This window comes from Streptomyces sp. PsTaAH-124, assembly GCF_000373685.1.
Taxonomy (GTDB): domain Bacteria; phylum Actinomycetota; class Actinomycetes; order Streptomycetales; family Streptomycetaceae; genus Streptomyces; species Streptomyces andamanensis.
Genome location: NZ_KB892160.1, coordinates 14254 through 40538, shown reverse-complemented (window position 1 = coordinate 40538; position 26285 = coordinate 14254). Strand labels below are relative to the sequence as shown.

The 26285-nt window shown below is 72.9% G+C and carries 18 protein-coding genes; 10 read left to right on the top strand and 8 right to left on the bottom strand.

Features of this window, described 5'->3' with window-relative positions; genetic code table 11:
• Positions 1 to 6 precede the first annotated feature (6 nt).
• The gene (locus tag B086_RS0106030; RefSeq protein ID WP_018565506.1) at positions 7 to 2274 is read left to right on the top strand and encodes a bifunctional glycosyltransferase/CDP-glycerol:glycerophosphate glycerophosphotransferase; all 2268 of its coding nucleotides are present in this window, start codon (positions 7 to 9) and stop codon (positions 2272 to 2274) included.
• Between the two features lie 30 nt (positions 2275 to 2304).
• On the opposite strand, the gene B086_RS0106025 is transcribed toward B086_RS0106030, so the two are convergent.
• Positions 2305 to 2718, bottom strand: a complete 414-nt coding sequence (locus tag B086_RS0106025) for an organic hydroperoxide resistance protein (RefSeq protein WP_018565505.1) — start codon at positions 2716 to 2718, stop codon at positions 2305 to 2307.
• Between the two features lie 134 nt (positions 2719 to 2852).
• On the opposite strand from B086_RS0106025, the gene B086_RS0106020 reads away from it, so the two are divergent.
• The 4 genes from B086_RS0106020 (at position 2853) to galE (ending at position 7511) form a co-directional block, all read left to right on the top strand.
• Positions 2853 to 3380 carry a MarR family winged helix-turn-helix transcriptional regulator gene (locus tag B086_RS0106020; protein WP_018565504.1) on the top strand — a complete coding sequence of 176 codons (528 nt, stop codon included), beginning with the start codon at positions 2853 to 2855 and terminating at the stop codon, positions 3378 to 3380.
• 147 nt (positions 3381 to 3527) lie between these two features.
• Positions 3528 to 4814 (top strand): glycosyltransferase 87 family protein, encoded by a 1287-nt coding sequence (locus tag B086_RS0106015; RefSeq protein ID WP_018565503.1) that lies wholly within the window; start codon positions 3528 to 3530, stop codon positions 4812 to 4814.
• A 43-nt stretch (positions 4815 to 4857) separates the two neighbouring features.
• Complete coding sequence (locus tag B086_RS0106010) at positions 4858 to 6468, top strand: glycosyltransferase family 2 protein (protein ID WP_026252147.1); 1611 nt, start codon at positions 4858 to 4860, stop codon at positions 6466 to 6468.
• A gap of 62 nt (positions 6469 to 6530) precedes the next feature.
• Entirely contained in the window at positions 6531 to 7511 is a 981-nt protein-coding gene (galE, locus tag B086_RS0106005; RefSeq protein WP_018565501.1) for a UDP-glucose 4-epimerase GalE, read from the top strand.
• A gap of 210 nt (positions 7512 to 7721) precedes the next feature.
• Here galE and B086_RS0106000 read toward each other — a convergent pair whose 3' ends face one another.
• The gene (locus B086_RS0106000; RefSeq protein ID WP_078510188.1) at positions 7722 to 8348 is read right to left on the bottom strand and encodes a TetR/AcrR family transcriptional regulator; all 627 of its coding nucleotides are present in this window, start codon (positions 8346 to 8348) and stop codon (positions 7722 to 7724) included.
• A gap of 182 nt (positions 8349 to 8530) precedes the next feature.
• Between B086_RS0106000 and B086_RS0105995 the strand changes: the two genes are divergently transcribed.
• Both B086_RS0105995 and B086_RS0105990 read left to right on the top strand, forming a co-directional pair.
• Positions 8531 to 9445: an ABC transporter permease gene (locus B086_RS0105995; RefSeq protein WP_018565499.1), complete on the top strand. Its 915-nt coding sequence runs from the start codon at positions 8531 to 8533 to the stop codon at positions 9443 to 9445.
• Complete coding sequence (locus B086_RS0105990; protein ID WP_018565498.1) at positions 9438 to 10223, top strand: ABC transporter ATP-binding protein; 786 nt, start codon at positions 9438 to 9440, stop codon at positions 10221 to 10223. Before B086_RS0105995 ends, B086_RS0105990 begins: the two co-directional genes overlap by 8 nt.
• Positions 10224 to 10274: 51 nt before the next feature.
• Here B086_RS0105990 and B086_RS0105985 read toward each other — a convergent pair whose 3' ends face one another.
• The 4 genes from B086_RS0105985 to B086_RS0105970 form a co-directional block, all read right to left on the bottom strand.
• Positions 10275 to 11792, bottom strand: coding sequence for a hypothetical protein (locus tag B086_RS0105985; RefSeq protein WP_234029262.1), 1518 nt, complete (start codon positions 11790 to 11792; stop codon positions 10275 to 10277).
• Between the two features lie 236 nt (positions 11793 to 12028).
• The gene (locus B086_RS0105980; RefSeq protein ID WP_026252146.1) at positions 12029 to 16963 is read right to left on the bottom strand and encodes an NAD-glutamate dehydrogenase; all 4935 of its coding nucleotides are present in this window, start codon (positions 16961 to 16963) and stop codon (positions 12029 to 12031) included.
• A gap of 507 nt (positions 16964 to 17470) precedes the next feature.
• Complete coding sequence (locus tag B086_RS0105975; protein ID WP_018565495.1) at positions 17471 to 18139, bottom strand: HAD family hydrolase; 669 nt, start codon at positions 18137 to 18139, stop codon at positions 17471 to 17473.
• 132 nt (positions 18140 to 18271) lie between these two features.
• Positions 18272 to 18775: a DUF6912 family protein gene (locus tag B086_RS0105970; protein WP_018565494.1), complete on the bottom strand. Its 504-nt coding sequence runs from the start codon at positions 18773 to 18775 to the stop codon at positions 18272 to 18274.
• 381 nt (positions 18776 to 19156) lie between these two features.
• On the opposite strand from B086_RS0105970, the gene B086_RS0105965 reads away from it, so the two are divergent.
• Entirely contained in the window at positions 19157 to 19846 is a 690-nt protein-coding gene (locus tag B086_RS0105965; RefSeq protein ID WP_018565493.1) for an Rv3235 family protein, read from the top strand.
• A gap of 425 nt (positions 19847 to 20271) precedes the next feature.
• On the opposite strand, the gene secA is transcribed toward B086_RS0105965, so the two are convergent.
• The gene (gene secA, locus B086_RS0105960) at positions 20272 to 23088 is read right to left on the bottom strand and encodes a preprotein translocase subunit SecA (RefSeq protein ID WP_018565492.1); all 2817 of its coding nucleotides are present in this window, start codon (positions 23086 to 23088) and stop codon (positions 20272 to 20274) included.
• Positions 23089 to 23361: 273 nt separating this feature from the next.
• On the opposite strand from secA, the gene B086_RS0105955 reads away from it, so the two are divergent.
• Positions 23362 to 23952, top strand: coding sequence for a GNAT family N-acetyltransferase (locus B086_RS0105955; RefSeq protein WP_026252145.1), 591 nt, complete (start codon positions 23362 to 23364; stop codon positions 23950 to 23952).
• Between the two features lie 48 nt (positions 23953 to 24000).
• A complete protein-coding gene (locus B086_RS0105950) occupies positions 24001 to 25188 on the top strand; it encodes a winged helix-turn-helix domain-containing protein (RefSeq protein ID WP_018565490.1) in 1188 nt (395 codons plus the stop codon).
• A gap of 132 nt (positions 25189 to 25320) precedes the next feature.
• Here the strand turns inward: B086_RS0105950 and B086_RS0105945 are convergent, their stop codons facing one another.
• The gene (locus tag B086_RS0105945; RefSeq protein WP_018565489.1) at positions 25321 to 26067 is read right to left on the bottom strand and encodes a response regulator; all 747 of its coding nucleotides are present in this window, start codon (positions 26065 to 26067) and stop codon (positions 25321 to 25323) included.
• Positions 26068 to 26285 lie beyond the last annotated feature (218 nt).

The following is a 26285-nucleotide window of genomic DNA, read 5'->3' as shown; positions in this document are numbered from 1 at the left end:
ACAGCAGTGCCCCGCTTCAGCATCATCGTCCCCTGCTTCCAGGTGCAGGGCTTCCTGCGCGAGTGCCTCGACTCGGTCCTCGGGCAGTCCTTCCGGGACGTCGAGGTGATCGCCGTCGACGACTGCTCCCCGGACGGCTCCGGCGCGATCCTCGACGAGTACGCGGCGCGCGACGCGCGCGTGCGCGTGCTGCACCTGCCGGAGAACGCCGGTCTGGGCCGCGCCCGCAACGCGGGGGCGGAGCGGGCCACCGGCGACTTCCTCTTCTTCCTCGACAGCGACGACACGCTCACCCCGGGCGCGCTGCGCGCCATGGCGGACCGGCTGGCCGAGACCGACGACCCGGACGTGCTGGTCTTCGACTACGCGCGCACCTACTGGTGGGGCGGGGCGCGCCGCAACGCCCTGGCACGGGTGCTGGCCGAGGCGGGCGGCGCGGGGACCTTCACCGCGGCCGAGCGCCCGGAGATCCTCGATCTGCTGATGGTGGTGTGGAACAAGCTGTACCGGCGCGACTTCGTCGGCAAGCACGGCTTCGCCTTCCCGCCGGGCTACTACGAGGACACGCCCTGGACGTTCCCGGTGCTGCTCACCGCGGACCGGATCGCCGCGCTGGACCGGATCTGCCTGAACTACCGCCAGCGCCGGCAGGGCAGCATCCTGTCCACCACCAGCCGCAAGCACTTCGACATCCACGACCAGTACGAGCGGGTCTTCGCGTATCTGGACGACCGGCCCGACCTCGCGTCCTGGCGGCCGTATCTGCACCGCAAGGCGGGCGAGCACTGCCTCGACATCCTGGCCAAGCCGGACCGGGTGCCCCCGGCCGACAGGGCGGAGTTCTTCCGCCGCACGGCCGAGCTGTTCGCCGCGCACCGGCCCGCCGGGGCGCCCGTGCCCGACGGACTGCGGGTCCTGGAGGGCGGGTACGCGGCGTACGCGCTGCGGCGGCAGGCCGCGCGGGCGCGGCGCGAGGCGGGCCGCCGGGCACGGCAGGTCCGCCGGGCCGCGGCGCGCCGGGCCAAGGACGGCTGGGGCGCGCTGCACGCCCGCCGGCCGCAGGCCGAGGACCTGGTCCTGTACTCGGCCTTCTCGCACCGCGGGGTGCTCGGCGACCCGGCCGCGGTGTACCGCAGGGCCCGGGAGATCGCCCCGCAGCTGCGCGGGGTGTGGGTGGTGCGCGACCCCGAGCGGGCCCAACTCGCCGGGCTGCTGCCGCCCGGCACCGAGTACGTCGTGCCCGGCGGCCCGCGCTTCCGGCAGCTCGCCGCGCGCGCCGCGTACTTCGTCAACAACGTCAACTGGCCCGACGTCCCCGGCAAGCGGCCCGGCAGCGTGCACATCCAGACGCACCAGGGGACGCCGCTGAAGTACATGGGGGCCGATCTGCTGGGCAAGCCCGGCGCCCGGCACGGCGTGGACGTCCCGGGCATGCTGCGCCGGGCCGACCGCTGGGACCACAGCCTGGTCGCCAACCGCCACTCCGAGCTGGTGTGGGAGCGCGCCTACCCGTGCCGCTTCGGCTCCGCGCGCACCGGCAGCCCGCGCAACGACGTCCTGGTGGGCGCGGCGCCGGACGCCGGGGCGGCGGTGCGCGCCCGGCTCGGCGTCCCGGCGGACCACACCGTGGTGCTGTACGCGCCGACCCGCCGCGAGTACCGGCGCGGCGGGCACGTCGAGCGGTTCGATCCCGCCCGGCTCGCCGCCGACCTGGGCGAGGGGCACACCCTCGTGGTCCGGCTGCACCCGTCGCTCGCGGCCGGTCCGGCGCGCGGCCTCGGCCTGGCCGAGCTGCACCGGCGCGGGGTGCTGGTGGACGCGACGGACGAGCCGTACGCGGAGGACGTGCTGCTCGCCGCCGATGTGCTCGTCACCGACTACTCCGCCCTGATGTTCGACTACGCCAACCTGGACCGGCCGATCGTGGTGCACGCCGATGACTTCGACGCGTACACGGCGAGCCGGGGCGTGTACTTCGACGTGCGGGCCGAGCCGCCGGGCCATGTGGCGCGCTCCTACCGCGAGCTGGCGTGGCTGCTGGCGTCGGGGACCTGGCGGGACGCGGAGTCGGCGCGGCTGCGGGCGGCGTTCCGGGCACGGTTCTGCGAGTTCGACGACGGCTGGGCGGCGGAGCGGGTGGTGCGCACGCTGCTGCTGGGCGAGCGGGACTGGACGCCGCCCGCGCCCGCCCCGGCCGCCGCGCGGACGGCACCGGGCGGCGGCGCCCAGGTGCCCGCGCAGGCGTCCGGGCACGACCGGCTCGCACCGTCCTGAGCGGACACGGCCGGTGTGCCCGCGCCCGGGTCACTCGATGACGAGGTCGACCGGGATGTTGCCGCGGGTGGCGTTGGAGTAGGGGCACACCTGGTGGGCCTGCTCGACCAGCTCGCGGCCGGTGGCCTCGTCCACGCTCTCGGGCAGCTCGATGCGCAGGGTGACGGCGAGCGCGAAGCCCTCGCCCTTCTTGCCGAAGGCGACCTCGCCGGTGACCGCCGCGTCGCTCACGTCCACCTTGGCCCGGCGGCCGACCAGGGCGAGGGCACCGGCGAAGCAGGCCGCGTATCCGGCGGCGAACATCTGCTCCGGGTTGGTGCCCTGTCCGTCGCCGCCCAGTTCCACGGGCGCGGCGAGCTGCACGTCCAGCTTGCCGTCGGAGCTGTAGGCGCGGCCCTCGCGGCCGTGGGTGGCGGTGGCGACGGCGGTGTAGAGCGTTTCCATGACGATCCAGCCCTCTCGGAAGACATCGGTGCGCGGTTCCGCGGTTCCTGCGGTTGCCGCGCCACGAGTAGAGCACACAATTAAGTTGTGCACAACTGAATGATGCGCGAGGTACCTCGGGTACCCTGAGGCACATGACGACCGAGGTACCGCGGACCCCCGCCCCCGACGAGGAGTGGCTGCGCCTGGACCACCAGATCTGCTTCGCGCTGCACGCCGCCTCGCGCGCCTTCACCGGCGTCTACCGCTCGCTCCTGAAGGACCTGGGCCTGACCTATCCGCAGTACCTGGTGATGCTGGTGCTGTGGGAGCGCGACGAGATTCCCGTCAAACAGCTCGGCGAGCGGCTGCGCCTCGACTCCGGGACCCTCTCCCCGCTGCTCAAGCGGCTGGAGGCGGCCGGTCTGGTGACCCGGGAGCGCAGCGCCCACGACGAGCGCTCGGTCCGGGTCCGGCTCACCGCCGAGGGCACGGCGCTGCGCGGGCGCGCGGCGCTCGTACCGCCCCGGATCATGGCGGCCACCGGCCTCGGCCCGGACGAGATCGAGGACCTGCACGTCCGCCTCGCCCGGCTCACCGACGCCCTGGACTCGGCGGCGCCGGGCCTGTCCGGGCCCGCGGCCGACGCGACGGACCCGGCGGGCACCGCGCACTGCGGCTGAGCCGCTGCCCCCGGCGGACGGGCGGGCAGGCCACACTCCCGACTCTCCCCGTGGAACACCCGCGTCACCACATCTACCGCCTTCTTACCCGTCTGCGGCCGTGTACCGGCACGGACAGGGCATCGGCGCGGTCTACGATCCGCGGTGATGAGTGCCTTCCGGAGCGTGCCGCGGCCATCGGCCCGCACCTCGACGCGACACCGCCTCCTCGCCCTGGCGGCCGCCTGGCTCCTCACCCGCGCGGCGACGCTGACGCTGCTCGCCCACGACACGCTGCCCCCGCTGGGCGGCGGCGCCGTGGCGCGCGAGGTGTGGAAGCTGTACCACCACTGGTACCTGGTGCTGGCGCACGGCGCCTTCCCCGCGCACGACCCGCTCTGGCAGTACCCGCCGGGCGCCGCACCGGTCCTGCTCTCCCCCGCGCTGCTGCCGTGGCTGACGTACTTCCAGGCGTTCGTGGCGCTCGCCCTGGCCGCGGACGCGGTGATCGCGGCGGCCCTGGCCCACGCGGGCACCCGGCCGGGCGGCAGCCTGCGCGGCGCCTGCTGCTGGACGCTGGGCCTGCCGCTGCTGCTGCACGTCCCGCTCGCCCGCTACGACCTCCAGGTCACCGCCTTCGCCGTGCTCGCCCTGCTGGCCCTGCGCCGCTCCCCGCGCGCCTGCGGGGCGCTGGCCGCGCTGGGCGCGCTGATGAAGGTGTGGCCCGCGCTGGTGCTGCTGGGCACCCCCCGGGGCCGTACGACCCGCTCGGCGTGGACCTGGGCGGCCGGGACCGGCGCGCTCGCCGCGCTGGTGCTCGCCGCGGTGTTCCGCAACCCGCTGGCCTTCCTGCGCGGGCAGGGCGGGCGCGGGGTGCAGATCGAGTCGTTCGGCGGCACCCTGCTCGCCCTGGCGACCCACGCCGGCTGGCCGGGCGTCGTCCGCTACCGCTACGGCTCGCTGGAGTTCACCGGGCCGTACGTCAGCACCGTGGCCCATGTCTTCCTGGCGCTGTCCGCCGCGGCCCTCGCGACGCTGCTGCTCTGGCGCCTGCGCGCCCGGCGCCGGACCCCGGACACCCCCTGCGACGCCGCGCTGAGCGCCACCCTGCTGTTCACCGTGACCAGCCGGGTGATCAGCCCGCAGTACATGGTCTGGCTGCTCGGACTCGCCGCGGTGTGTCTCACCTCACGGCACACGACCCAGCGCCCTGTCGCCGCCCTGCTCGCCCCGGCCTGCCTGGTCAGCGCGGTCGCCTATCCCGCGCTCTACGGCCAGGTGGAGGCCTCCACCTGGGCCGGATGCGCGCTGATACTGGCCCGCAACGGCCTGCTGGCGGCGGCCACGGTAGTCTCGTTCGTCCGGCTGTGGCGCTCGACGAAGGCGGAGGTACCCCGCAGACAACCCGAGCAGGACCCGCACCGTCTTCCGCAGGGGACCCTGAGTCCCTCTTAACGGGGGACAACCGACCGCACCTACGATCGCGCCCGTGGACTCCATGCACCCGCATTCCCGCCAGAACCCGCCCGTCAGCATCGTCGTCATCGGTTACAACGACGTCGCCCGCATAGCGCAGGCGGTGCGTTCCGCACTCGCGCAGGGGCCCGCGGTCCGCGAGGTCATCGCCGTCGACGACTGCTCGACGGACGGCACCCACGAACTCCTCCTCGGCCTCGCCGCCGAGGAGCCCAGAGTGCGGGTGATCAGGCGCAGGACCAACAGCGGCGGCTGCGGCAGCCCACGCAACACCGGCATCGACGCGGCGACCTCCCCGTACCTGATGTTCCTCGACAGCGACGACGTCCTGCCGCCCGGCGCGACGCATGCGCTGCTCACCGCCGCCGAGGCGGAGGACGCCCAGGTCGCGGCCGGCCTGTGCGTACGCCGCGAGCTGCCCTCCGGGCACGACGTGCCCTGGCAGAGCGCGCTGTACGCGCACAGCGCGGTCCTCGGCCACCCCGCGCAGCTGCCCGCGCTCGTGCACGACACGCTGTGCGTCAACAAGCTGTACCGCACCGACTTCCTGCGCGAGCACGCCATCCGTTTCCCCGAGGGCCGCTTCCCCTACGAGGACTTCGTCTTCACCGCGCGGATGCTGGCCGCCGCGCCGCGCATGGCCCTCGTCCCGGACCGGGTCTACCTCTGGCACGTGCGCCGCTCCGCCGAACGGCTGTCGATCTCCCTGGACCGGGCCCGCATCGAGAACTGGCGGGCCCGTACCGAGGCGAGCGAGCAGGCGTACGACATCCTGCTGAACGCCGGGCAGAAGGAGCTGGCGCGGGCGGCCCGCGCCAAGTTCCTCGACCATGAGCTGCGCATGTACGCGCGCGAGCTGAGCCTGCGCGATCCCGAGTACCGCCGCGCCTGGTGGACGCACACCCGCGCCTACCTGCGCGGCTACGACGCCGCCGACTGGGCGTCCGAGCCGACCGCGCCCGGCCGGCTGCTGGCCCGGGTGATCCTGGCCTCCCCCGAGCCGCGCGACCTGCCCCGGCTCAAGGAGCTGGCCGCCCGCCCCGCCCGGCTGTGCCCGCCCTACGCGCGCGGCGAGGGCGGCGTCCCCGTCTGGTCCCGGGACCTGCCCCAGGTCACCCTGGAGCCGTATCTGACCCGGGACGCGCACCGGCTGCCGCTCGCGGTGGACGCGGCGCTGCGCCCGAGCACGCGCACCACCGTCCTGCGGCTGCGCCTGCACGAGATGTACGGCAGGGTCGCGGCCACCGGTCCCCGCACGCTGGAGGCCGAGTGGCGCCACCGCGAGGCGGGCCACGCGGCCCAGCGCGCCACGGTCCCGCTCCGGCCCACCGGTGACACCTGGCGGGCCGAGACGGTCGTGGACCTGGCGGCCCTGGGCGCCGGGACCTGGGACCTGCACCTGCGGGTGCACTTCGCCGACGGCACCAGCCGCGCGGTGACCGGACACGCCTGGGCGGGCACCGGCATGCTGCGCCGCAGCGTCGTGCCGAGCCTGCGGTTCGGCGCCCTGCTGGTCCAGCCCTACGCCACGCACTCCGGCGCGCTGGCCCTGCGCCTGGCCACCGGCTGGCGCGGAGCCACGTCCGTGCTGCGCGGCAGACTCCGCCGACTGCTCCGCCGGGGCACCGGATAACGCCCCGGCCGTCCCACCGCACCACCGCACCACCCGGGCCAACTGACGAGGAGACGCCCACCATGACCTGGCTGATCACCGGAGGCGCCGGCTACATCGGCGCCCATGTCGTCCGCGCGATGACCGAGGCGGGCGAGCAGACCGTGGTCTACGACGACCTCTCCACGGGGCTCGGCGACCGCATCCCGGACGGCGTCCCGCTCGTCGTCGGCTCCACCCTGGACGGCGAGCGGCTGGCGCGGACCCTGGCCGAGCACCGGATCACCGGCGTCGTCCACCTGGCGGCCAAGAAGCAGGTCGGCGAGTCCGTGGAGCTGCCCCTGCACTACTACCGGGAGAACGTGGAGGGCCTGCGCGTCCTGCTGGAGGCCGTGACGGCGGCCTCGGTGGACGCCTTCGTCCTCTCCTCCTCCGCGGCCGTCTACGGCATGCCGGACGTGGACCTGGTCACCGAGGAGACTCCGTGCGCGCCCCTGTCGCCGTACGGGGAGACCAAGCTGGCCGGCGAGTGGCTGGTGCGCGCGACGGGCCGGGCGACCGGGCTGGCCACGGCCTCCCTGCGCTATTTCAACGTGGCGGGCGCGGCCTGTCCCGAACTGGCGGACACCGGCGTCTACAACCTCGTGCCCATGGTCCTCGAAAGGCTGACGGAGGGCGAGGCGCCGCGGATCTTCGGCGACGACTACCCCACTCCCGACGGCACCTGCGTGCGCGACTACATCCATGTGGTGGACCTCGCCGAGGCGCATGTCGCCACGGCCCGCGCGCTGCGCGCCGCCCCCGGCCGCGACCTGACCCTGAACATCGGACGCGGCGAGGGGGTCTCGGTGCGCGAGATGATCGACACGATCGGCGCCGTGACCGGCCGCCACCGCGCCCCGGCGGTCACCCCGCGCCGCCCCGGCGACCCGGCCCGCGTCGTCGCCTCCGCCGACCGCGCCGCCGCCGCGCTCGGCTGGAAGGCCCGCCATGACGTCCAGGACATGATCACCTCCGCCTGGGCGGGCTGGGTCCACCACCACCCCGAGGCGGCCCGCGCCTGAGAGCAGCGGCGACGGCCCGCCCGGACCCCGCGGGGCGGACGCCGGTCACCGGGGCTCCCCGGCCGCCGCACCGGCCGCCGGGGAGCCCCTTGCCTTCCGCGAGGCCGCCGCACATGCCGCTGCCCGGCCGGGTCGGCGGACACCGCGGGCACCCGGGCCGCCCGTGCCCCGTCCGGGCCCGGTGGGCGGCCCGCTCCGCCTTACAGCGCCTTACAGCGCCTTGAGCGCCGCCGCGGTGCCGCGTGCCAGCGCGGCCAGATAGCCCTTGGGGAGCTTGGGGGCACGGATGACGACCGCGCGCCAGTACAACGGCCCGGAGATCAGGTCGAGGGCCAGGTCGCGGTCGAGACCGGCGCGGATCTCGCCGCGCTCCGCCGCCGCCGCGAGGATGCTGCTGGCGACGCCCTCCTGACCGTCGCGCAGGGCCTTCTGCACGGCCTCGGCGAGATCGGGATTGCGGGCCGCCTCCGCCTGGAGGTCGGGCAGGATCTGCGAGGCCACCGGATGGCGCAGGGCGCGGGAGGTCACCTCGTAGAGCAGGCGCAGGTCCGTCTCCAGGGATCCGGTGTCGGGAGCGGGCAGGCCCTGGACGGCGAGCGCCGAGACGACGTCGAGCACCAGGTGCAGCTTGGAGCGCCAGCGGCGGTACACGGCGGTCTTGCCGACGCCCGCGCGCCGGGCGATGCCCTCGATGGACATGCGCGCGTAGCCGACGGCCGCCAGTTCACCGAAGACGGCCGCCCGGATCGCCTCCGTGACGTCCTCCCGCAGGACGGCCGCCCCGGCGGGCGTGCGGCGGCGCGGGCGCGTCTCGGGTTCGCCGGGGTTCGTCGTCATGGCCTCCAGCATAGGGCGTGACGACGAAACGGTTGCGTCGCGACGTCACTTGGGCCTACGCTCACGTTGCGACGATACGGTCCCGTTCCGACGTAAGAGAACGTGAAGAGAACCGTAAGGAAACGGGCGGCGGACAAGCGTCCCGCCCCCGCGCCCCCTCCCCCCGACCGAAAGCAGCGGATGTGAGCCAGGTCCTCCACACACCGCCCCCCGCCCCGGCCGCCGCCGAGGACGATCCGGCGGCGCTCGCCGCCCATCACGGCCTGTCCGTCAGCGGCGCCCGCCCCACCCTGTCGGCGTATCTGCGCGAGCTGTGGGCACGGCGGCACTTCATCACGGCGTTCGCCACCGCCAAGCTCACCGCCCAGTACAGCCAGGCGAAGCTCGGCCAGGTCTGGCAGGTCGCCACCCCCCTGCTGAACGCGGCGGTCTACTACTTCATCTTCGGCGTCCTGCTCGGCACCAGCCGGGGCGTGTCCGACTACATCCCGTTCCTGGTCACCGGCGTGTTCATCTGGACGTTCACGCAGAGCTCGATCATGGCGGGCACCCGGGCGATCTCCGGCAACCTCGGCCTGGTGCGGGCCCTGCACTTCCCGCGCGCCGCGCTGCCCATCTCCTTCGCGCTCCAGCAGCTCCAGCAGCTGCTGTTCTCGATGGCCGCGCTCGTGGTGATCCTGCTCTGCTTCGGTGTGATGCCCGCCGCCTCCTGGGCGCTGGCCGTCCCGGTGCTGGTGCTCCAGTTCGTCTTCAACGCGGGCGTGTCGATGGTCGTGGCCCGGATGGGCGCCAAGACCCCGGACATCGCCCAGCTGATGCCGTTCCTGCTGCGCACCTGGATGTACGTCTCCGGGGTCATGTGGAGCATCGACGCGACCCTCAAGCACAGCAGCATGCCGCACGTCGTCAAGACGCTGCTGGAGATCAACCCGGCCGCCGTCTACATCGACCTGATGCGCTTCGCGCTCATCGACAGCTTCAAGGCCCACCAGCTCCCGCACCACGTGTGGGCGTACGCGCTGGGCTGGGCGCTGCTCGCCGGTGTCGGCGGCTTCGTCTACTTCTGGAAGGCCGAGGAGAGGTACGGACGTGGCTGAGCACAGCAGCGGCAACATCCCCACCGTCATCGCCGACCGGGTCGACATCGTCTACCGGGTGCACGGCACGGGCGCCGGACGCGGCACCGCGACCGCCGCGCTCAACCGCATCCTGCGGCCCGGGAAGGGGGAGAAGGCGGCGGGCGTGCGCCGGGTGCACGCGGTGAAGAAGGTGTCGTTCATCGCCTACAAGGGCGAGGCGATCGGCCTCATCGGCACCAACGGCTCCGGCAAGTCCACCCTGCTCAAGGCGGTCGCCGGGCTGCTCCCGGTGGAGAGCGGCAAGATCTACACCGACGGCCAGCCCTCCCTGCTCGGGGTGAACGCGGCCCTGATGAACGACCTGACCGGCGAGCGCAACGTGCATCTCGGCGGCCTCGCCATGGGCATGTCCCGCGAGCAGATCAGGGAGCGCTACCAGGAGATCGTCGACTTCTCCGGCATCAACGAGAAGGGCGACTTCATCACGCTGCCCATGCGCACCTACTCCTCCGGCATGGCCGCCCGGCTGCGCTTCTCCATCGCCGCCGCCAAGGACCACGACGTGCTGCTCATCGACGAGGCGCTGGCCACCGGCGACCGCAAGTTCCAGATGCGCTCCGAGGAACGCATCCGCGAACTGCGCAAGCACGCGGGCACGGTCTTCCTGGTCAGCCACAACAACAACTCGATCCGCGACACCTGCGAGCGCGTCCTGTGGCTCGAACGCGGCGAGCTGCGCATGGACGGCCCCACGGACGAGGTCCTGAAGGCGTACGAGACCTTCACCCGGAAGTAGCCGGCCGCCTGCGACCGCCGGTCCTCCCCACCCGCCGGCCCCCGCTCGGGCCTACCGCGTCACCGCGTACAGCACCTGCCCGCCCGGTCCGCCGGCCACCGGGCGCAGGCCGGGATCCCGCTGCGGGCGGCGGCCGTCGAGGACCCAGCGCACGCGGTACGTCCGCAGGATGTCCCGGCGGGCGCCGCGCGGTGTGCCGCGCGCGAAGTAGCGCTCGGCGGCCCGCTCCCGCCGGGCCGCGTCCGGCAGGAAGAACTCCGGGTAGCCGGGCGCCACGGTGTAGGCGCCGTAGGCGGGCACCAGCCGGGACGGGAAGTCACGGGCCATCACCACATCGCCGTACCGCACATGCGGGGTGATCCAGTGGTATCCGGTCCAGGGCGGCGTGTAGCGCGCGGCGAGCACGGGGGGCAGCGCGTCCCGCCCCACGACGTACCCGGCCACCCCCGCCTGCGTCCAGGCGCCCACGGCGAGCGCGGCGGCCAGCGCCCAGGCCCAGCGCAGGCGCACCGCGCGCCGGCCGCCGCCGAACACCTCCAGGGCGATGGCGAGCTGCGCCGGGACCAGCGCGGCGGGCAGTGCCCGGCCCCAGGAGTAGTGGCCGCTGACGAAGCCCGCCGCGCACACCAGCGCGCCCAGCGCGCAGAAGATCACCAGCGGGTCCCGCCGGTCGCGCCGGTACCGCAGCACCAGCGCCGCCACCCCGAGCAGCGCCAGCCAGTACCGGCCGGCGAAGTCCGTGTAGAGGGCGCGGTGCACGCTCGCCAGCCCGTCACCGGCCGAGAACAGCGCGAAGAAGTCGTAGTACGGCCACAGCCACAGCACCAGCAGGCCCAGCCCGGCCGCCGCGGCGATCCGCGGCCACCACACGCGCGGCGGCCGGGCGGCAACGACCGTGGCCAGCGCGCCCAGCGTGGCGACCACTCCGGTGAACTGGTGGCAGAGCAGGATCACCGCCCACAGCACGCCGGTGCCCAGCCACACCTCCCAGCCGGCCGGCGCGCGCAGCGTCCGGCTGAGCCACGCCCACAGGTGGAAGGAGAGCCCGAGGGCGAACACGCTGGGGTAGGAGACCGTCAGCGCCAGCGAGTTCAGGGAGAGGAAGCCGCTCCAGTTGATGAGCACGGTGCCCCAGAGCAGCACCAGGCTCAGCGCGGCCAGGGCGGGCGCGGCCGGATGCGGGCTCAGGGTCCGTACGTACCGGCGTACGCCGGTGACCAGGAGCGCGAGTCCGGCGAGCGCGGCCAGCCGCAGCACGATGAAGACCGACCAGCCGCCGGCCCGTGCGACACAGCCGAGCAGCAGCATCCACGGCGAGTAGTAGGGGCTCGGGGTGTCGGCGGCGACGAGCGGGTTGCCGGGGTGCAGCAGACCGTGCCGCAGGCGTTCGACGGTGGCCGCGTGCATGCCGAGGTCACCGGCCCAGGGCAGCCGGACGATCACCAGGAGCAGCAGGACGAGGAGCAGCGCGACGGCGGCCCGGGGCGCGGCGGAACGTTTCACGCGGACGGCCGTCGGCAGGGACGCCGCTCGTCCGGCGGAACGCGCCTCAGGCGGCGCGGCGCGCATCGCGGGCAAGGACCGGGGCGCGGTGGGCGGCGGAGGCGGTGTACCGGACGCGTTTCACCATCACGCGCGCAACTTTAACCGAATGATCCCGATTAGCCGGAAAGGGTACCGGGCGCCGTACGGCGTTTCCGCCCGGCGGAACGGGGCGGGCGGGGAGGCCGGGGCGGACGGGCGGACGACGCGAGGGCGCCCCGGGCCATGCGGCCCGGGGCGCCCTCGTACTACGGCGGTGCGCGCTACGAGTGGGTGCGCAGCAGGGTCCGCATCGTCCGCATGGCCACCGAGAGGTTGGCCAGGTCGAACGCGTCCGAACCGCGGATCTCCTCCAGGGTGGTGCGGGCCCGGGAGAGGATCGGCGCGTTCTTCTCCTCCCACACCTCGAACCGCTGCTCCGGCGTGGCGGTGGCGTCGCCCACGGCCAGGACGTCCGCCGTCAGCGCCGCGTGCGCCGCGTACAGGTCCTCGCGGATCGCCGCACGGGCCATGGACTGCCAGCGGTCGTCGCGCGGCAGCTCGATGATGCGGTCCATCAGCTGGGTGATGGCGAGCCGGTCGGCCAGGTCGTAGTACACCTCGGCGACGTCCATCGGGTCCCGGCCCATGCGGTCGGCCACCGAGACGATGTCGAGCGCCGGGAAGGCGGAGGAGAACCCGGCCACCCGCCCGGCCAGTTCGTCCGGGACACCGGCCGCGGACAGCTCGTCGTAGACCTGCTGGTACCACTCCTGGTCCGCGCCCTTGAGCAGCTTGGGCAGCTGCGCCCACACCTGCTCGACCCGGTCGGCGAAGAACTCCACCGTCTCGCCGAGCTGGAGCGGCTGCGGCCGGTTGTTCAGCAGCCAGCGGGTGCCGCGCTCGACCAGGCGGCGCGAGTGCAGCCGGATACGGGTCTGCACCTCGGCCTCGACCCTGTTGTCCAGCGCCTCGACCGCGTCCCACACCGGTGCCGAGCGGAAGATCGCGCGGGCCACGGTCTGCGCCCGGACGATCTCCTCCAGCGACGCCCCGGTCTCCTCGCGCAGCCGGTGCAGATACGTCGTACCACCGGTGTTGACCGTGTCGTTGACCAGGACGGTCGTGGTGATCTCGCGGTTCAGCGGGTGGTGGTCGATCTGCTCCTCGAACCGCTCGCGCAGCTGGGTCGGGAAGTAGGTGTGCAGCAGCCCGCGCAGATACGGGTCGTCGGGCAGCGAGGTGTGCAGCAGCTCCTCGGCGACCGTGATCTTCGTGTACGCCAGCAGGACGGCCGTCTCCGGACCGGTCAGGCCGTGTCCCGCGGCCAGCCGCTCGCGGATCTGGCGGTCGGTGGGCAGGAACTCCAGCGCCCGGTCCAGATGGCCCTCGCGCACCAGGTGCTTCATGAAGCGCTGCTGGGCGTGGACCATGTCCTTGGACTGGGCGAGGGCGTTGGCGATCGCCGTGTTCTGCGCGTAGTTGTTGCGCAGCACCAGCGCGCCGACCTCGTCGGTCATCTCCGCCAGCAGCTTGTTGCGCTGCTTGACGGTCATGTCGCCGTCGGTGACCAGCCCGTTGAGCAGGACCTTGATGTTCACCTCGTGGTCGGAGGTGTCCACGCCCGCGCTGTTGTCGATGGCGTCGGTGTTGACCCGGCCGCCGGTCTGCGCGAACTCGATCCGGCCGAGCTGGGTGCAGCCCAGGTTGCCGCCCTCGCCGACGACCCGGACCCGCAGGTCGCGGCCGTCGACGCGGATGGCGTCGTTGGCCTTGTCGCCGACGTCCGTGTTGGACTCGGTGGACGCCTTGACGTACGTGCCGATGCCGCCGTTCCACAGCAGGTCCACCGGGGCCTGGAGGATGGCCCGCATCAGGTCGGCCGGGGTCATCTTGGTGACGCCGTCCTCGATGCCCAGCGCCTCGCGGATGTGCGCGTTGACCGGGATGGACTTCAGCGTGCGCGGGAAGATCCCGCCGCCCGCCGACACCAGCGCGGTGTCGTAGTCGGCCCAGCTGGAGCGCGGCAGGTCGAACAGGCGGCGCCGCTCGGCGTAGCCGGTGGCCGCGTCCGGGTTCGGGTCGATGAAGATGTGCCGGTGGTCGAAGGCGGCGACCAGGCGGATGTGCTCGCTGAGCAGCATGCCGTTGCCGAACACGTCACCGGACATGTCGCCGATGCCGACGACCGTGAAGTCCTGCGACTGGGTGTCGACGTCCAGCTCGCGGAAGTGCCGCTTGACCGACTCCCAGGCACCGCGGGCGGTGATGCCCATGCCCTTGTGGTCGTAGCCCGCGGAGCCGCCGGAGGCGAAGGCGTCGCCGAGCCAGAAGTCGTAGGACTCGGCGACCTCGTTGGCGATGTCCGAGAACGTCGCCGTGCCCTTGTCGGCCGCGACCACCAGATAGGTGTCGTCGCCGTCGTGGCGGACCACGTCGCGCGGGGGCACGACCTCGCCCGCCACCATGTTGTCGGTGATGTCGAGCAGCGCCGAGATGAACATGCGGTAGCTGGCGATGCCCTCGGCCAGCCAGGCGTCCCGGTCCACGGACGGGTCCGGGAGCTGCTTGGCGACGAAGCCGCCCTTGGCGCCGACCGGCACGATCACGGTGTTCTTCACCATCTGCGCCTTGACCAGGCCCAGGATCTCGGTGCGGAAGTCCTCGCGCCGGTCGGACCAGCGCAGACCGCCGCGGGCGACCTTGCCGAAGCGCAGGTGCACGCCCTCCACCCGCGGCGAGTACACCCAGATCTCGTACGCCGGGCGCGGCGCGGGCAGGTCCGGGATGGCCCGCGGGTCGAACTTCATGGAGACGTAGTCGTGCGGGCGGCCGGCCGCGCTCTCCTGGAAGAAGTTGGTGCGCAGGGTCGCCTTGATGACGGTGAGGAAGGAGCGCAGGATGCGGTCCTCGTCGAGGGAGGCCACCTGGTCCAGGGCCGCGTCCAGCTCTTCGAGCAGGGCGTCGACCAGCTCGTGGCCCGCGCGCTGCCGCTCGGGCGCCATCCGCGCCTCGAACAGGGAGACCAGCAGCCGGGTGGTGTGGACGTTGTTGCGGAGGGTGTCCTCCATGTAGTCCTGGCTGAAGGTGGAGCCCGCCTGGCGCAGGTACTTCGCGTAGGCGCGCAGCACCATGGCCTGGCGCCAGCCCAGTCCGGCGCTCAGCACCAGCGCGTTGAACCCGTCGTTCTCCGCCTTGCCGGTCCAGGCGGCGGCGAAGGCGTCCTGGAAGCGCTCGCGGGCGTCGTCGGCGAGGTAGTCGCCGCCGCCCGCGGGTGCCTTGGGCATGCGCAGGCCGAAGTCGTAGATCCAGGCCGTCGTGCGGTCCGCGCAGCGCAGCTCGTAGGGCCGCTCGTCGGTGACCTCCACGCCGAGCCGGCTGAGCACCGGCAGCACCTGCGAGAGGGAGACCGAGCCGCCCTTCTGGTAGATCTTGAAACGGCGCTCCTCGGGGGCGGCGCCGACCGGCTCGTACAGGCTGAGCGCGAACGTCTTGTCGTCGTCGAGCTGCTCCAGGTTGACCAGGTCGGCGACGGCGGCGCGCGGGCTGTGGTCGGCCTTGTAGCCCTCGGGGAAGGCGGCGGCGTAGTGGCGCAGCAGCTCGGCGGCGCGCTCCTCGCCCAGCTCGGCGGTGAGCGCCTCGGCGAAGGCGTCGGCCCAGGAGCGGGCGGCCTCCACCAGCCGGGCCTCGATGCGCTCCTTGTCGGCGTCGGACAGCTCGGGCAGCTCGGTGCCCTGCGGGACGCGGACCACGAAGTGCAGCCGGGACAGGATCGACTCGGTGTTCCAGGCCGTGAAGTCGACGCTGGTGCCGCCCAGCTCCTCCTTCAGGATGTCGATGATCCGCAGGCGCACGCCGGTGGTGTAGCGGTCGCGCGGGAGGTAGACCAGCGCCGAGTAGTAGCGGCCGTACTCGTCCTGGCGCAGGTACAGCCGCAGCCGGCGGCGCTCCTGGAGGTAGAGCACGGAGGTGGCGATCGTCTGGAGCTCGGCGACCGGCGTCTGGAACAGCTCGTCGCGCGGGTAGGTCTCCAGGATCTGGGTGAGGTCGCGGCCGTCGTGGCTGTTGGGCGAGAAGCCGGCGAGGTCGAGGACCTCCTCCACCTTGCGGCGGATCACCGGCACCCGGCGCACCGACTCGGTGTACGCGGCGGACGAGAACAGGCCCAGGAAGCGGCGCTCCCCGATCACCTCGCCGTTCGCGTCGAACTTCTTGACGCCGATGTAGTCCAGGTAGGACGGCCGGTGGACGGTGGCCCGGCTGTTGGCCTTGGTCAGCACGAGCAGCTTGTGCTCGCGGGCCTTGGCGCGGGCGTCGGCGGGCAGCCGCTCGAAGGACGGGCTGACCGGGTGGCTGTCCTCGCCCGCGTGCGGCGGGTCCGATCGCAGTATGCCCAGACCGGTGCCGGGCACCGCGGCCAGGGAGTCGTCGCCGTGCAGCTCGTACTCGCGGTAGCCGAGGAAGGTGAAGTGGTCGGCGGAGAGCCAGCGCAGCAGCTCGCGGGCCTCCTCGACCTGCTGTCCGGGCAGGTCGGCGGGGACCGGCTCGTCGGGCAGGCCCTCGGCGATGCGGATGGCCGCGTCGCGCATCTTCTCCCAGTCCTCGACGGCCTCGCGGACGTCGGACAGGACCCGCAGCAGATCGGCGGTGATCTGCTTGAGGTCGGACCGGTCGGTCTCGCGGTCGATCTCGACGTGGATCCAGGACTCGATGTGCGCGTCGTGCGGCAGCGGCTCACCGGCAGGCGCGGCGGGCAGTACCTCCAGCAGCTTGCCGGTCACGTCGCGGCGGACGACGACCTGCGGGTGGACGACGACGTGGATGCCGCGGCCCTGGCGGGTCAGCTCGTTGGTGACCGAGTCGACGAGGAAGGGCATGTCGTCGGTGACGACCTCGACCACGGAGTGGCTGCACGTCCAGCCGTTCTCCTCGACGGTCGGGGTGTGCACCCGGACGTTGGCCGTCCCCTGCGGGCGGTTCTCGGCCAGCCGGTAGTGCGAGAAAGCGGCTCCGAAGACGTCGACCGGGTCGCGGTCCGCGAGGTCCTCGGGTGCGGTGTGCAGGTAGTAGCGCTGGAGGAAGGCGAGCACACAGTCCCGGTCCGGGGTGCCCTCGCCCGTCATCCCGGCCGGGAGGTGCCCCCCGGCCGGACTGTTCTCAGCTACCCGAACGGCCCTTTCGAGCAACTCGGCCTTGGCTTCGTCCAGCTTGGTCTGCATTGTCCTCTGGCTCCTGTCGCGCGCCGTTGCGTGACGTTGAAGGAAGTACGGTCTCGGCCCTTCCGGCGTGACGTCGCGGTCCGGGGTGTCCGGACCTTTCCGACGCTATGCCGAGAGGTGAGAAGAGCGGGGGGTTATCGGCCAACTTCGACGCGTCCGTGGAGTGTGACGCTGCTCTCGCCCGCGCCGCGGCCGGGCATCGGCCCGGCGTCCTGGAGGCGCGGGGGTACACGAAGGCCCCGGCCGACCCGCGAGGACCAGCGACCGCCGCCCGGTCACGGATGTGGTCCGTGCACTCCGGGCGCAGAGCGGAGGCGAGCGCGCCCCCGCGAACTATCGCGCTGATCACGCCACCAGGCTATCGCTCTTCACGGGTGCCCCGTCATGAGCCGTATGTGTACAAAACCGGGGGTGGAACTTTGACGTTCTGCACAGGGACAGACGGGGCGGGAGGTGCGTGCCGCCGCCGCCCGGCGCCCGGCCACCTTCCGGCGCCGCCGGGCGCCCTCAGGCGGCGAGGCGCTGCGCCTCGGTGACCGCCTCCCGGAGGGTGTCCACCACCGGGACGCCGACGCCCTCCAGACTGGCCCGGCTGTGCGACCCGCCCGTGTACAGCACCGCCCGCGCCCCCGCGTGCCGCGCGGCCAGCGCGTCGTCGGCCGCGTCGCCGATCACCACCGTGCGCGCCGGGTCGACATCCTCGGCGAGCGCGCCCAGGTGCCGCACCATGTGCTCGGCCTTGCTGCCGCCGGAGGGCCCGGTCCGGCCCGCCACGCGTATGAAGTGCGTCTCTATCCCGAAGCCCCGCACCAGCGGGACCAGGTCCTCGTGCCCGTACATGCTGAGGATCGACTGGCTGTGCCCGGCCGACGCCCAGCCCGTGAGCAGCTCCACCGCGCCGTCGGCCAGCCGGCAGCGGGCCCGGTGCTCGGTGTAGTGCCGGTGGAAGGTGTCGTCCATGACCTGCCACTCGGCGTCCGTGGGCAGCCGCCCCATCAGCCGCTCGTAGAACTTCGGCACCGGCACGCAGTACAGCGCACGGTAGCGCTCCAGCGTGATCGGCTCCAGGCCCAGCTCGGCGAAGGCCGCGTTCGTCGCCCCGATGATCGCGTCGTTGTCGTGGAACAGCGTGCCGTTCCAGTCCCAGACGATGTGCGCTCCCGACTGCATCCCCATACCGAAGAACGTACCCGCCGCCACTGACAACGGGCACGGGGCGGGGACGGACCGCCTGGTCCGCGCGGTCCACCCGGTCGGTGCGGTCCACCCGGTCGGTGCGGCCCCCACGGTCGGTGCGGTCCGCCCGGCTCAGATCAGGTTCGGGATCTCCTGCGTGGCGTACCAGAGCAGCTCGTGGTCCTCGGCGCCGTCGACGACGAACTGCGCGTCGTCGTCGCCGGTGTCCGCCGCGCCCAGGGCGCCGGCCGCCGCGGTCACGTCCGCCACCGCGTCGTCCGCGTCGACGTGCACCGCCGCCGCCTTGGCCAGCGGTACGGTCCCGGTCACCGTGACCTCGCCGACCGCGGCGGGGTCCAGGCCCCGGTCGGGGTCGGCGCTCGCCGCGCGGTCGGGGACGTCCACGGCCACCACGACCCGGCGGCGCGGCGCCTGCGGGTCCATGGCCAGCAGCCGCAGCGAGGCCAGTGCGGCCCGGTTCAGCGCGGCGTACTCCAGCTCCTCCAGGTCGTCGGAGACGTACCACTCGCGCAGCGCGGGGGTCACGGCGTAGGCGACGAGCGGTTCCGGTCCCAGCTCCCCGGCCGTGTGGGCCGCGGCGAGCCCGGGGAGGGTCAGGGGGACGTAGACGCGCATGGCCGGCCGCTTTCTCGGTGGGATGAAGGTCCGCAGGGCGCCGGGAGACCGCGGGAGGGCCACCCGGACGGCCTTCAGGATACGTGCGGAGGCCCCCTTTCGTGTCCCCGGCCGCACCCTCCGGGACGTCCACCGCGCGCCCCGCGCTTCACCCGGTGCACCCCTGTTCCGCCGCGCCGTTACGGGGGCCCGTCCGCCCAAGTTCACCCGGACAGGTGAAACCGGCACACCGTCGACCCGTGCGGAACCTTCCTTGCTCCCTCGCGGCGGGTCCCGTACAAGGTCCCCAGCAGGAAGTTACTGCTCGGTACAGCGGGTTCGCACCGACCGGCGGCCCGCGTTCCACGGCGCACAGCCAGAGCACACCGAGAACGGGGACGCATGAACAAGGTCATGACCAGGGCGCAGCGCCGCCCCGGCACCCGCCCGCCCGGCCGCCGCGACGCCCGCCGCCCCGGCGGCACCCCGCCGCGCACACCGGGCGGCAGCCCGGCACGCACCGCGAGCGACGGCCGCCCGCCGGGCTCGCCCCGGGGCACCGGCCCCGCCCGCACCGGTCCCGCCGACAACCGCCCGCCCACCGCACCGGCCACGCGCCGGACCACCCCGCACCACAGGACCGCCGACGCCCGCCCACCGGCCGCACCCGGGCTTGCCGGGCTTCCCGGGGACAGCGGGGGCGCCCGGGAACGGGAGCGCGCCGCCGCGTCGGCCCTCGCGGCCGCTCCCGCCACCACCGACCTCTTCGCCGACCGGCTCCTGGCCGTACTGAGCGGCCTGCGCCCCGTCCACTGGATGCTCCGGCACACCGCCGGCCAGGCCTACGACGAACTCGTCCGCCTCGCCGAACACGGCCCCCTGCGGGCCCGCGGCGCCCATCCCGTCGTCCGCGACATCGGCTACTTCGAGCCCCGGCCCGGCGCCCTGGAGGTCTTCGCCCGCATCGGCGCCGGTCCCCAACTGCGCGCCCTGGCCTTCCGCCTCGAACGCGGCCGGGACCGCCGCTGGCGCTGCACCGCCGTGGAACTGGCCCTCCCCCGCGGCCCACGCCCACGCCCACGGGAGGAGTGACAGAGCCCGAGAAGCGGGGGCGGCCCCGGAACGGCAGCGGGCCGGAGGCCCCGACGGGGCACAGCAAGGGGCACAGCAGGGGCGGATGAGCCCACCAGAGCCCTGAGACGGCCCGGAGAGCCCGAGGATGCCCCGAGTCCTCCCCAAAGCCCTCCGAGTCCCCCGGCCCAGCCCACAGCCGCTCACAGGCCCGCCTGAGGCCCCGTCCACCGGCACACCGCCGGGCGGGTGAGGGCGGGCAGGCGGCCACCGGGCGACCCACCGACCTCTGCGGGCCGTACGGGCCGGACCTCAGCCGGTTTCCGAGGGCGGGTCAGGTGGGCCAAGCGGACCAGCCCGCCGCCGGGCGCACGCCGAAGGGCCGGGCACCGAACCGTGCCCGGCCCTTCGGTCGGATGCCGCTCCCCGGAGACAGGGAGCCGCTGTCACTTCTTGCGGCGACGGCCGCCCTTCGCCTGCTTGCGGCGCTCCGCGCGCGTGAGACCGTCCGACTCGGAGCGGACCGGCTCGTCGTCGCTGGCGAACTCGCCCTCGACGACACCACCTTCCCCGTCCACGGTCGGCGCGGAGAAGTGGAGGTCACGCCGCTGCGGCGCGTCCAGCCCCTTCGCGCGGATCTCCGGGCGCGCGCCCGCCTGCGCGGGCACCGCGTCCTGCGGCGCCTTCTCCAGGGACGGCGCCGCGTCCTCGACGGGGACCTCCTCGACCTGCTGCTCGACCTGGACCTCCAGGTTGAACAGGTAGCCGACGGACTCCTCCTTGATGCCGTCCATCATCGCGGAGAACATGTCGAAGCCCTCGCGCTGGTACTCGACCAGCGGGTCCTTCTGCGCCATCGCGCGCAGGCCGATGCCCTCCTGGAGGTAGTCCATCTCGTAGAGGTGCTCGCGCCACTTGCGGTCCAGGACCGACAGGACCACGCGGCGCTCCAGCTCACGCATGATCTCGGAGCCGAGCTGCGTCTCGCGCGTCTCGTACTGCTCGTGGATGTCGTCCTTGATGGAGTCGCCGATGAACTCGGCCGTCAGGCCCGCACGGTCACCGGCCGCCTCCTCCAGCTCCTCGACGGTGATCTTCACCGGGTAGAGCTGCTTGAACGCGCCCCACAGCCGGTCCAGGTCCCAGTCCTCCGGGAAGCCCTCGGCGGTCTCCGCCTGCACATAGGCGTCGATGGTGTCGTCCATGAAGTGCTGCACCTGCTCGTGCAGGTCCTCGCCCTCCAGGACGCGGCGGCGCTCGCCGTAGATGACCTCGCGCTGCCGGTTGAGGACCTCGTCGTACTTCAGGACGTTCTTACGGGTCTCGAAGTTCTGCTGCTCGACCTGCGACTGGGCGGAGGCGATCGCGCGGGTGACCATCTTGTTCTCGATGGGAACGTCGTCGGGGACATTCGCCATGGACATCACGCGCTCGACCATCTGTGCCTTGAACAGACGCATCAGGTCGTCGCCCAGGGAGAGGTAGAAGCGGGACTCGCCCGGGTCGCCCTGACGGCCGGAACGACCGCGCAGCTGGTTGTCGATACGGCGCGACTCGTGCCGCTCAGTGCCCAGCACATAGAGGCCGCCGAGCCTCTCGACCTCGTCCTTCTCCGCCTTGACGGCCTGCTCGGCCTTCTCCAGGGCGGCGGGCAGCGCGGCGGCCCACTCCTCGATGTGCTCCTCGGGGTCGAGGCCGCGCTGGCGCAGCTCCGCCTCGGCGAGGTCCTCGGGGTTGCCGCCGAGCTTGATGTCCGTACCGCGGCCGGCCATGTTGGTGGCCACGGTGACGGCACCCTTGCGGCCGGCCTGGGCGACGATGGACGCCTCCCGCTCGTGGTGCTTGGCGTTGAGCACCTCGTGCTGCACGCCGCGCTTGCTGAGCTGCTGCGAGAGGTACTCGGACTTCTCGACCGAGGTGGTGCCGACCAGGATCGGCTGGCCCTTCTCGTGCTTCTCCGCGATGTCGTCGACGACCGCCTCGAACTTGGCGACCTCGGTGCGGTAGATCAGGTCGGACTGGTCCTTGCGGACCATCGGCCGGTTGGTCGGGATCGGGACCACGCCGAGCTTGTAGATCTGGTGGAACTCGGCGGCCTCGGTCATCGCCGTACCGGTCATGCCGGAGAGCTTGTTGTAGAGGCGGAAGAAGTTCTGGAGGGTGATCGTGGCGAGGGTCTGGTTCTCGTCCTTGATGTCCACCCCTTCCTTCGCCTCGATCGCCTGGTGCATGCCCTCGTTGTAGCGGCGGCCGGCGAGGATACGACCGGTGTGCTCGTCGACGATCATGACCTCGCCGTCGATGACGACGTAGTCCTTGTCCTTCTTGAACAGTTCCTTCGCCTTGATGGCGTTGTTCAGATAACCGACGAGCGGGGTGTTCACCGACTCGTAGAGGTTGTCGATGCCCAGCCAGTCCTCGACCTTGGAGACACCGGACTCGTGGATGGCGACGGTGCGCTTCTTCTCGTCGACGTCGTAGTCGCCGGTCTCCTCGACGCCCTTGAGCGGGTTGCCCGCCTCGCCCTTCTTCAGGCGCGTGACGAGCTTGGCGAAGTCGCCGTACCACTTGGTGGCCTGGTCGGCCGGGCCGGAGATGATCAGCGGCGTACGGGCCTCGTCGACCAGGATGGAGTCGACCTCGTCGACGATGGCGAAGTTGTGGCCGCGCTGGACCAGTTCGTCCTTCGCCCAGGCCATGTTGTCGCGCAGGTAGTCGAAGCCGAACTCGTTGTTCGTGCCGTAGGTGATGTCGCAGCCGTACTGCTCGCGGCGCTGGGCCGGCGTCATGTTGGCGAGGATGCAGCCCACGTCCAGGCCGAGGAACTTGTGGACGCGGCCCATCATCTCGGAGTCGCGCTCGGCCAGGTAGTCGTTGACCGTGACGATGTGGACGCCGTCGCCGGACAGGGCGTTCAGATAGGCGGGCAGGGTGCCGACGAGCGTCTTGCCCTCACCGGTCTTCATCTCGGCGACATACCCCATGTGCAGGGCGGCGCCGCCCATCAGCTGCACGTCGTAGTGCCGCTGGCCCAGGACGCGCTTGGCCGCCTCGCGTACGGTGGCGAACGCCTCGGGCAGCAGGTCCTCCAGGCTCTCGCCGTCGGCGTACCGCTGCTTGTACTCATCGGTGAGGGCCCGCAGCTCGGCGTCGGAGAGGTCGACGAAGTCCTCTTCGATGGAGTTGACCTGGCCCGCGATGCGGTGCAGCTTGCGCAGGATCTTGCCTTCGCCTGCACGCATGATCTTCGAGAGGACGGACACGGGGGTTGGTCTCCTTGCCGGTCGGGCCTGGGACGGTCGGTTTCCATTGGCTTGGCTGAGCAACGGCCATCGTATGCGAGGACCCGGCCCAGCCGGGAGGGCCTGCCGCGAGGGCACTCCTCCACTGTGCCCCGCGCCGCCTCCACAGGGAACAACGGACGGGAGCCGCGGATGGTGCCGCGCCCGCCCCGGGATGTGCGCGAACCGTGACCGCCCGCTCACCGAGCGGGAAACGCGATGGCGCCCTCCGCGGCCCGCGAGCAGAATCGGCCGATGGAACCCGTCATCCTGACCACCGCCCGTCTCGTCCTGCGCACCGTCGGGTCCAAGGACACCGACGCGGTGTACGCCGCCGCGCTCGACCCGGACATCCAGCGCTGGACCACGGTCCCCTCCCCCTATCAGTACGAGGACGCGCGCGGCTTCACCGAGCGGATCGCGCCCGACGGCTGGGCGGACGACTCGATGTTCACCTTCGGACTCTTCCTGCCCGCGCCCGGCGACGGCCTGGTGGGCATGCTCGGCATCACCCGGCGCGCCCCGGGCACGGCCGAGGTCGGCTTCTGGGGCACCAGGGAGCACCGCGGCAACGGCTATGTGTCCGAGGCGGTCCGCGCCACCGCCCGCTGGGCCTTCGCGCACCTGGCCGTGGACCGCCTGGAGTGGCGCGCCGAGGTCGGCAACACCGCCTCCCGCGCGGTCGCCGAGCGGACCGGTTTCACCGTCGAGGGCACCCTGCGCGCGGCGCTCGACAACAAGGGCGTACGGCGGGACTGCTGGGTGGGCTCCCTGCTCCCCTCCGACCTGGGGCTGCCCGCGACGGCTCCCTATGTACCCGCCCCTGCCCGGTCCTCCGGCGGATGACGCCCAGGCCGGGGCGGGCTGTCAGTGGCAGGCCCTATCGTGCGGTCCATGACGAGCGTCCCGCGCCCCATCGCCGATCTGTCGGCCGACGAAGCCCGCCGTATCGCCCTGCGCGCCCAGGGCCTCCTCGGCGCCCCCGACCGGAGGTCCGGTGTGCGGGGCGTGCTGCGCCATCTCGGCGCGGTCCAGCTGGACACCATCTCGGTGCTCGCCCGTTCCCACGAGCTGATCCCCTACGCCCGGCTCGGCGCGGTGGGCCGCACCACCGTGGAGCAGGCCTACTGGACCGGCACCCACGCCTTCGAGTACTGGTCGCACGCCGCGTGCGTCCTGCCCATCGAGGAGTGGCCGCACTTCGCCTTCCGCCGCCGCGCCTACCGGGGCCGCCCGCACTGGAACCACCGGCTGCCCGGCGGCACCTACGACCAGGTGATCAAGCAGCTGACCACCGAAGGCCCGCTGACGGCGACCGAGTTGGGCGGCGCCAAGCGGACCAGTGACTGGTGGGACTGGTCGGGGACCAAGGTCGCCGTCGAGCGCGCCCTGATGTACGGGGAGGTGGTCTGCGTCGAGCGCCGCGGCTGGAAGCGGGTGTACGACCTGGCCGAGCGCGCCGTCCCCGCCGACCTGCTCCACGACGAGCTGGACGACACCGAGTGCCTGCGCCGCCTGGTCGGGCTGGCCGGCCGGTCCCTGGGCGTGGGCACGCGCGCGGACATCGCCGACTACCACCGGCTCAAGGGCGACCAGGTCGACGCGGTGATCGCGGACTCGGGGCTGGTCCCGGTCACGGTCGAGGGCTGGGGCAGGGCCGCCTGGGCGGACCCGGAGGCCCTGGCGACCCCGCCGCGCGGCCGGCACCGCACCACTCTGCTGTCCCCGTTCGACTCGCTGATCTGGGACCGGGCGCGCACCGAGCGGATCTTCGGCTTCACCCACCGCTTGGAGGCGTACGTCCCCAAGCCCAAGCGGGTGCACGGCTACTTCGCGATGCCGGTGCTGGCGGGCGGCCGGCTGGTCGGGCGTGTCGACCCGGCCCGCGAGGGCCGCACGCTGGTGGCCAGGCAGGTCACCCTGGACGGCCCCAAGGTGGTCCCCGCGGTGGCCCAGGCGCTGGTCGAGGCGGCGGGCTGGGTGGGCATCACGGACGTGCGCGTGGAGCGGGTGGACGCCCCGGAGCTGCGCGAACCCCTCACCCAGGAGGTGAGCCGGGCGCTGGCCGCGGCCCTGCACTGACCGCTTGCACAGAGAGAGGCGGCCGACAGCGGTGCCGGACGGGGCGGCAGGCGGCGGGCGGGCGGGACGACCGGGGCGGGGAGACAGCGGGGCCGGGAGAGGCAGCGCGGCGGGGAGAGGCAGCGGGGCGGCTCAGCGGATCTCCAGGATCTTCTCCCGCATCGCGTACACCACCGCTTCCATCCGGGAGTGCAGCTGGAGCTTCTCCAGGATGTTGCGGACGTGGTTCTTCACGGTGTTCTCGGAGATGAACAACTCCTTGGCGATGTCCCGGTTGTTCATTCCCGTCGCCACCAGCTTGAGGACCTCGAGCTCCCGGTCGGTCAGCCGGGGAGCGGGCACGAGACGGCGCTCGTCGGTGCGCTGGATCATCGACTTGAACTCGGTGAGCAGCTTGGACGCCATGGACGGGCTGATCTGCGACTGCCCGTCGGCCACCGCGCGGATCGCGGTGGACACCTCGTCCGTGGAGATCTCCTTGAGGAGATATCCGGTCGCGCCCGCCTTGATCGCGTCGTAGAGGTCGGCCTCCTCGTCGCTGATCGTCAGCATGATGATCTTCGCGCTGGGGGCGACCTCCTTGATGGAGGTGCACGCCTCGATCCCGCCGCGCCGGGGCATCCGCACGTCCATCAGGACGATGTCGGGCAGCAGGTCGGCGGCCTTGTCCACGGCCTCGGCGCCGTCGCCCGCCTCGCCGACGACCTGGATGTCCTCCTCGGCGGCGAGCACGATCTCCAGGCCACGGCGGAAGAGGGCGTGGTCGTCGACCACCAGGACCCTGATCGGCTCCGCACGGGACGGGCCCGTGTCCGGACCCATGCCGACGGCGCCGCGGTCGGCGTCCTCGTCCCGCATCGGTCCGAAGCTGTCCGTCATCGTTGTTCCTCCCCCTGAGGCTGTGGCCCGGTGTGGGGTGCCGTGGCTGGCCAACCCGAGGCAACGGCCCAGCCGTTGGGCCGTTGCGGCCATGATTCCATGCTCGGCGCCCCCCGCGGTGACCGAGCGAGGCGCGAGGGGGTCGCACGTCGGTGCCCCCGGGGGCGCACACGCGCACTCCGGGGGCACCGGCCCGGCTGTGTCCGCCGGAGCGGGAC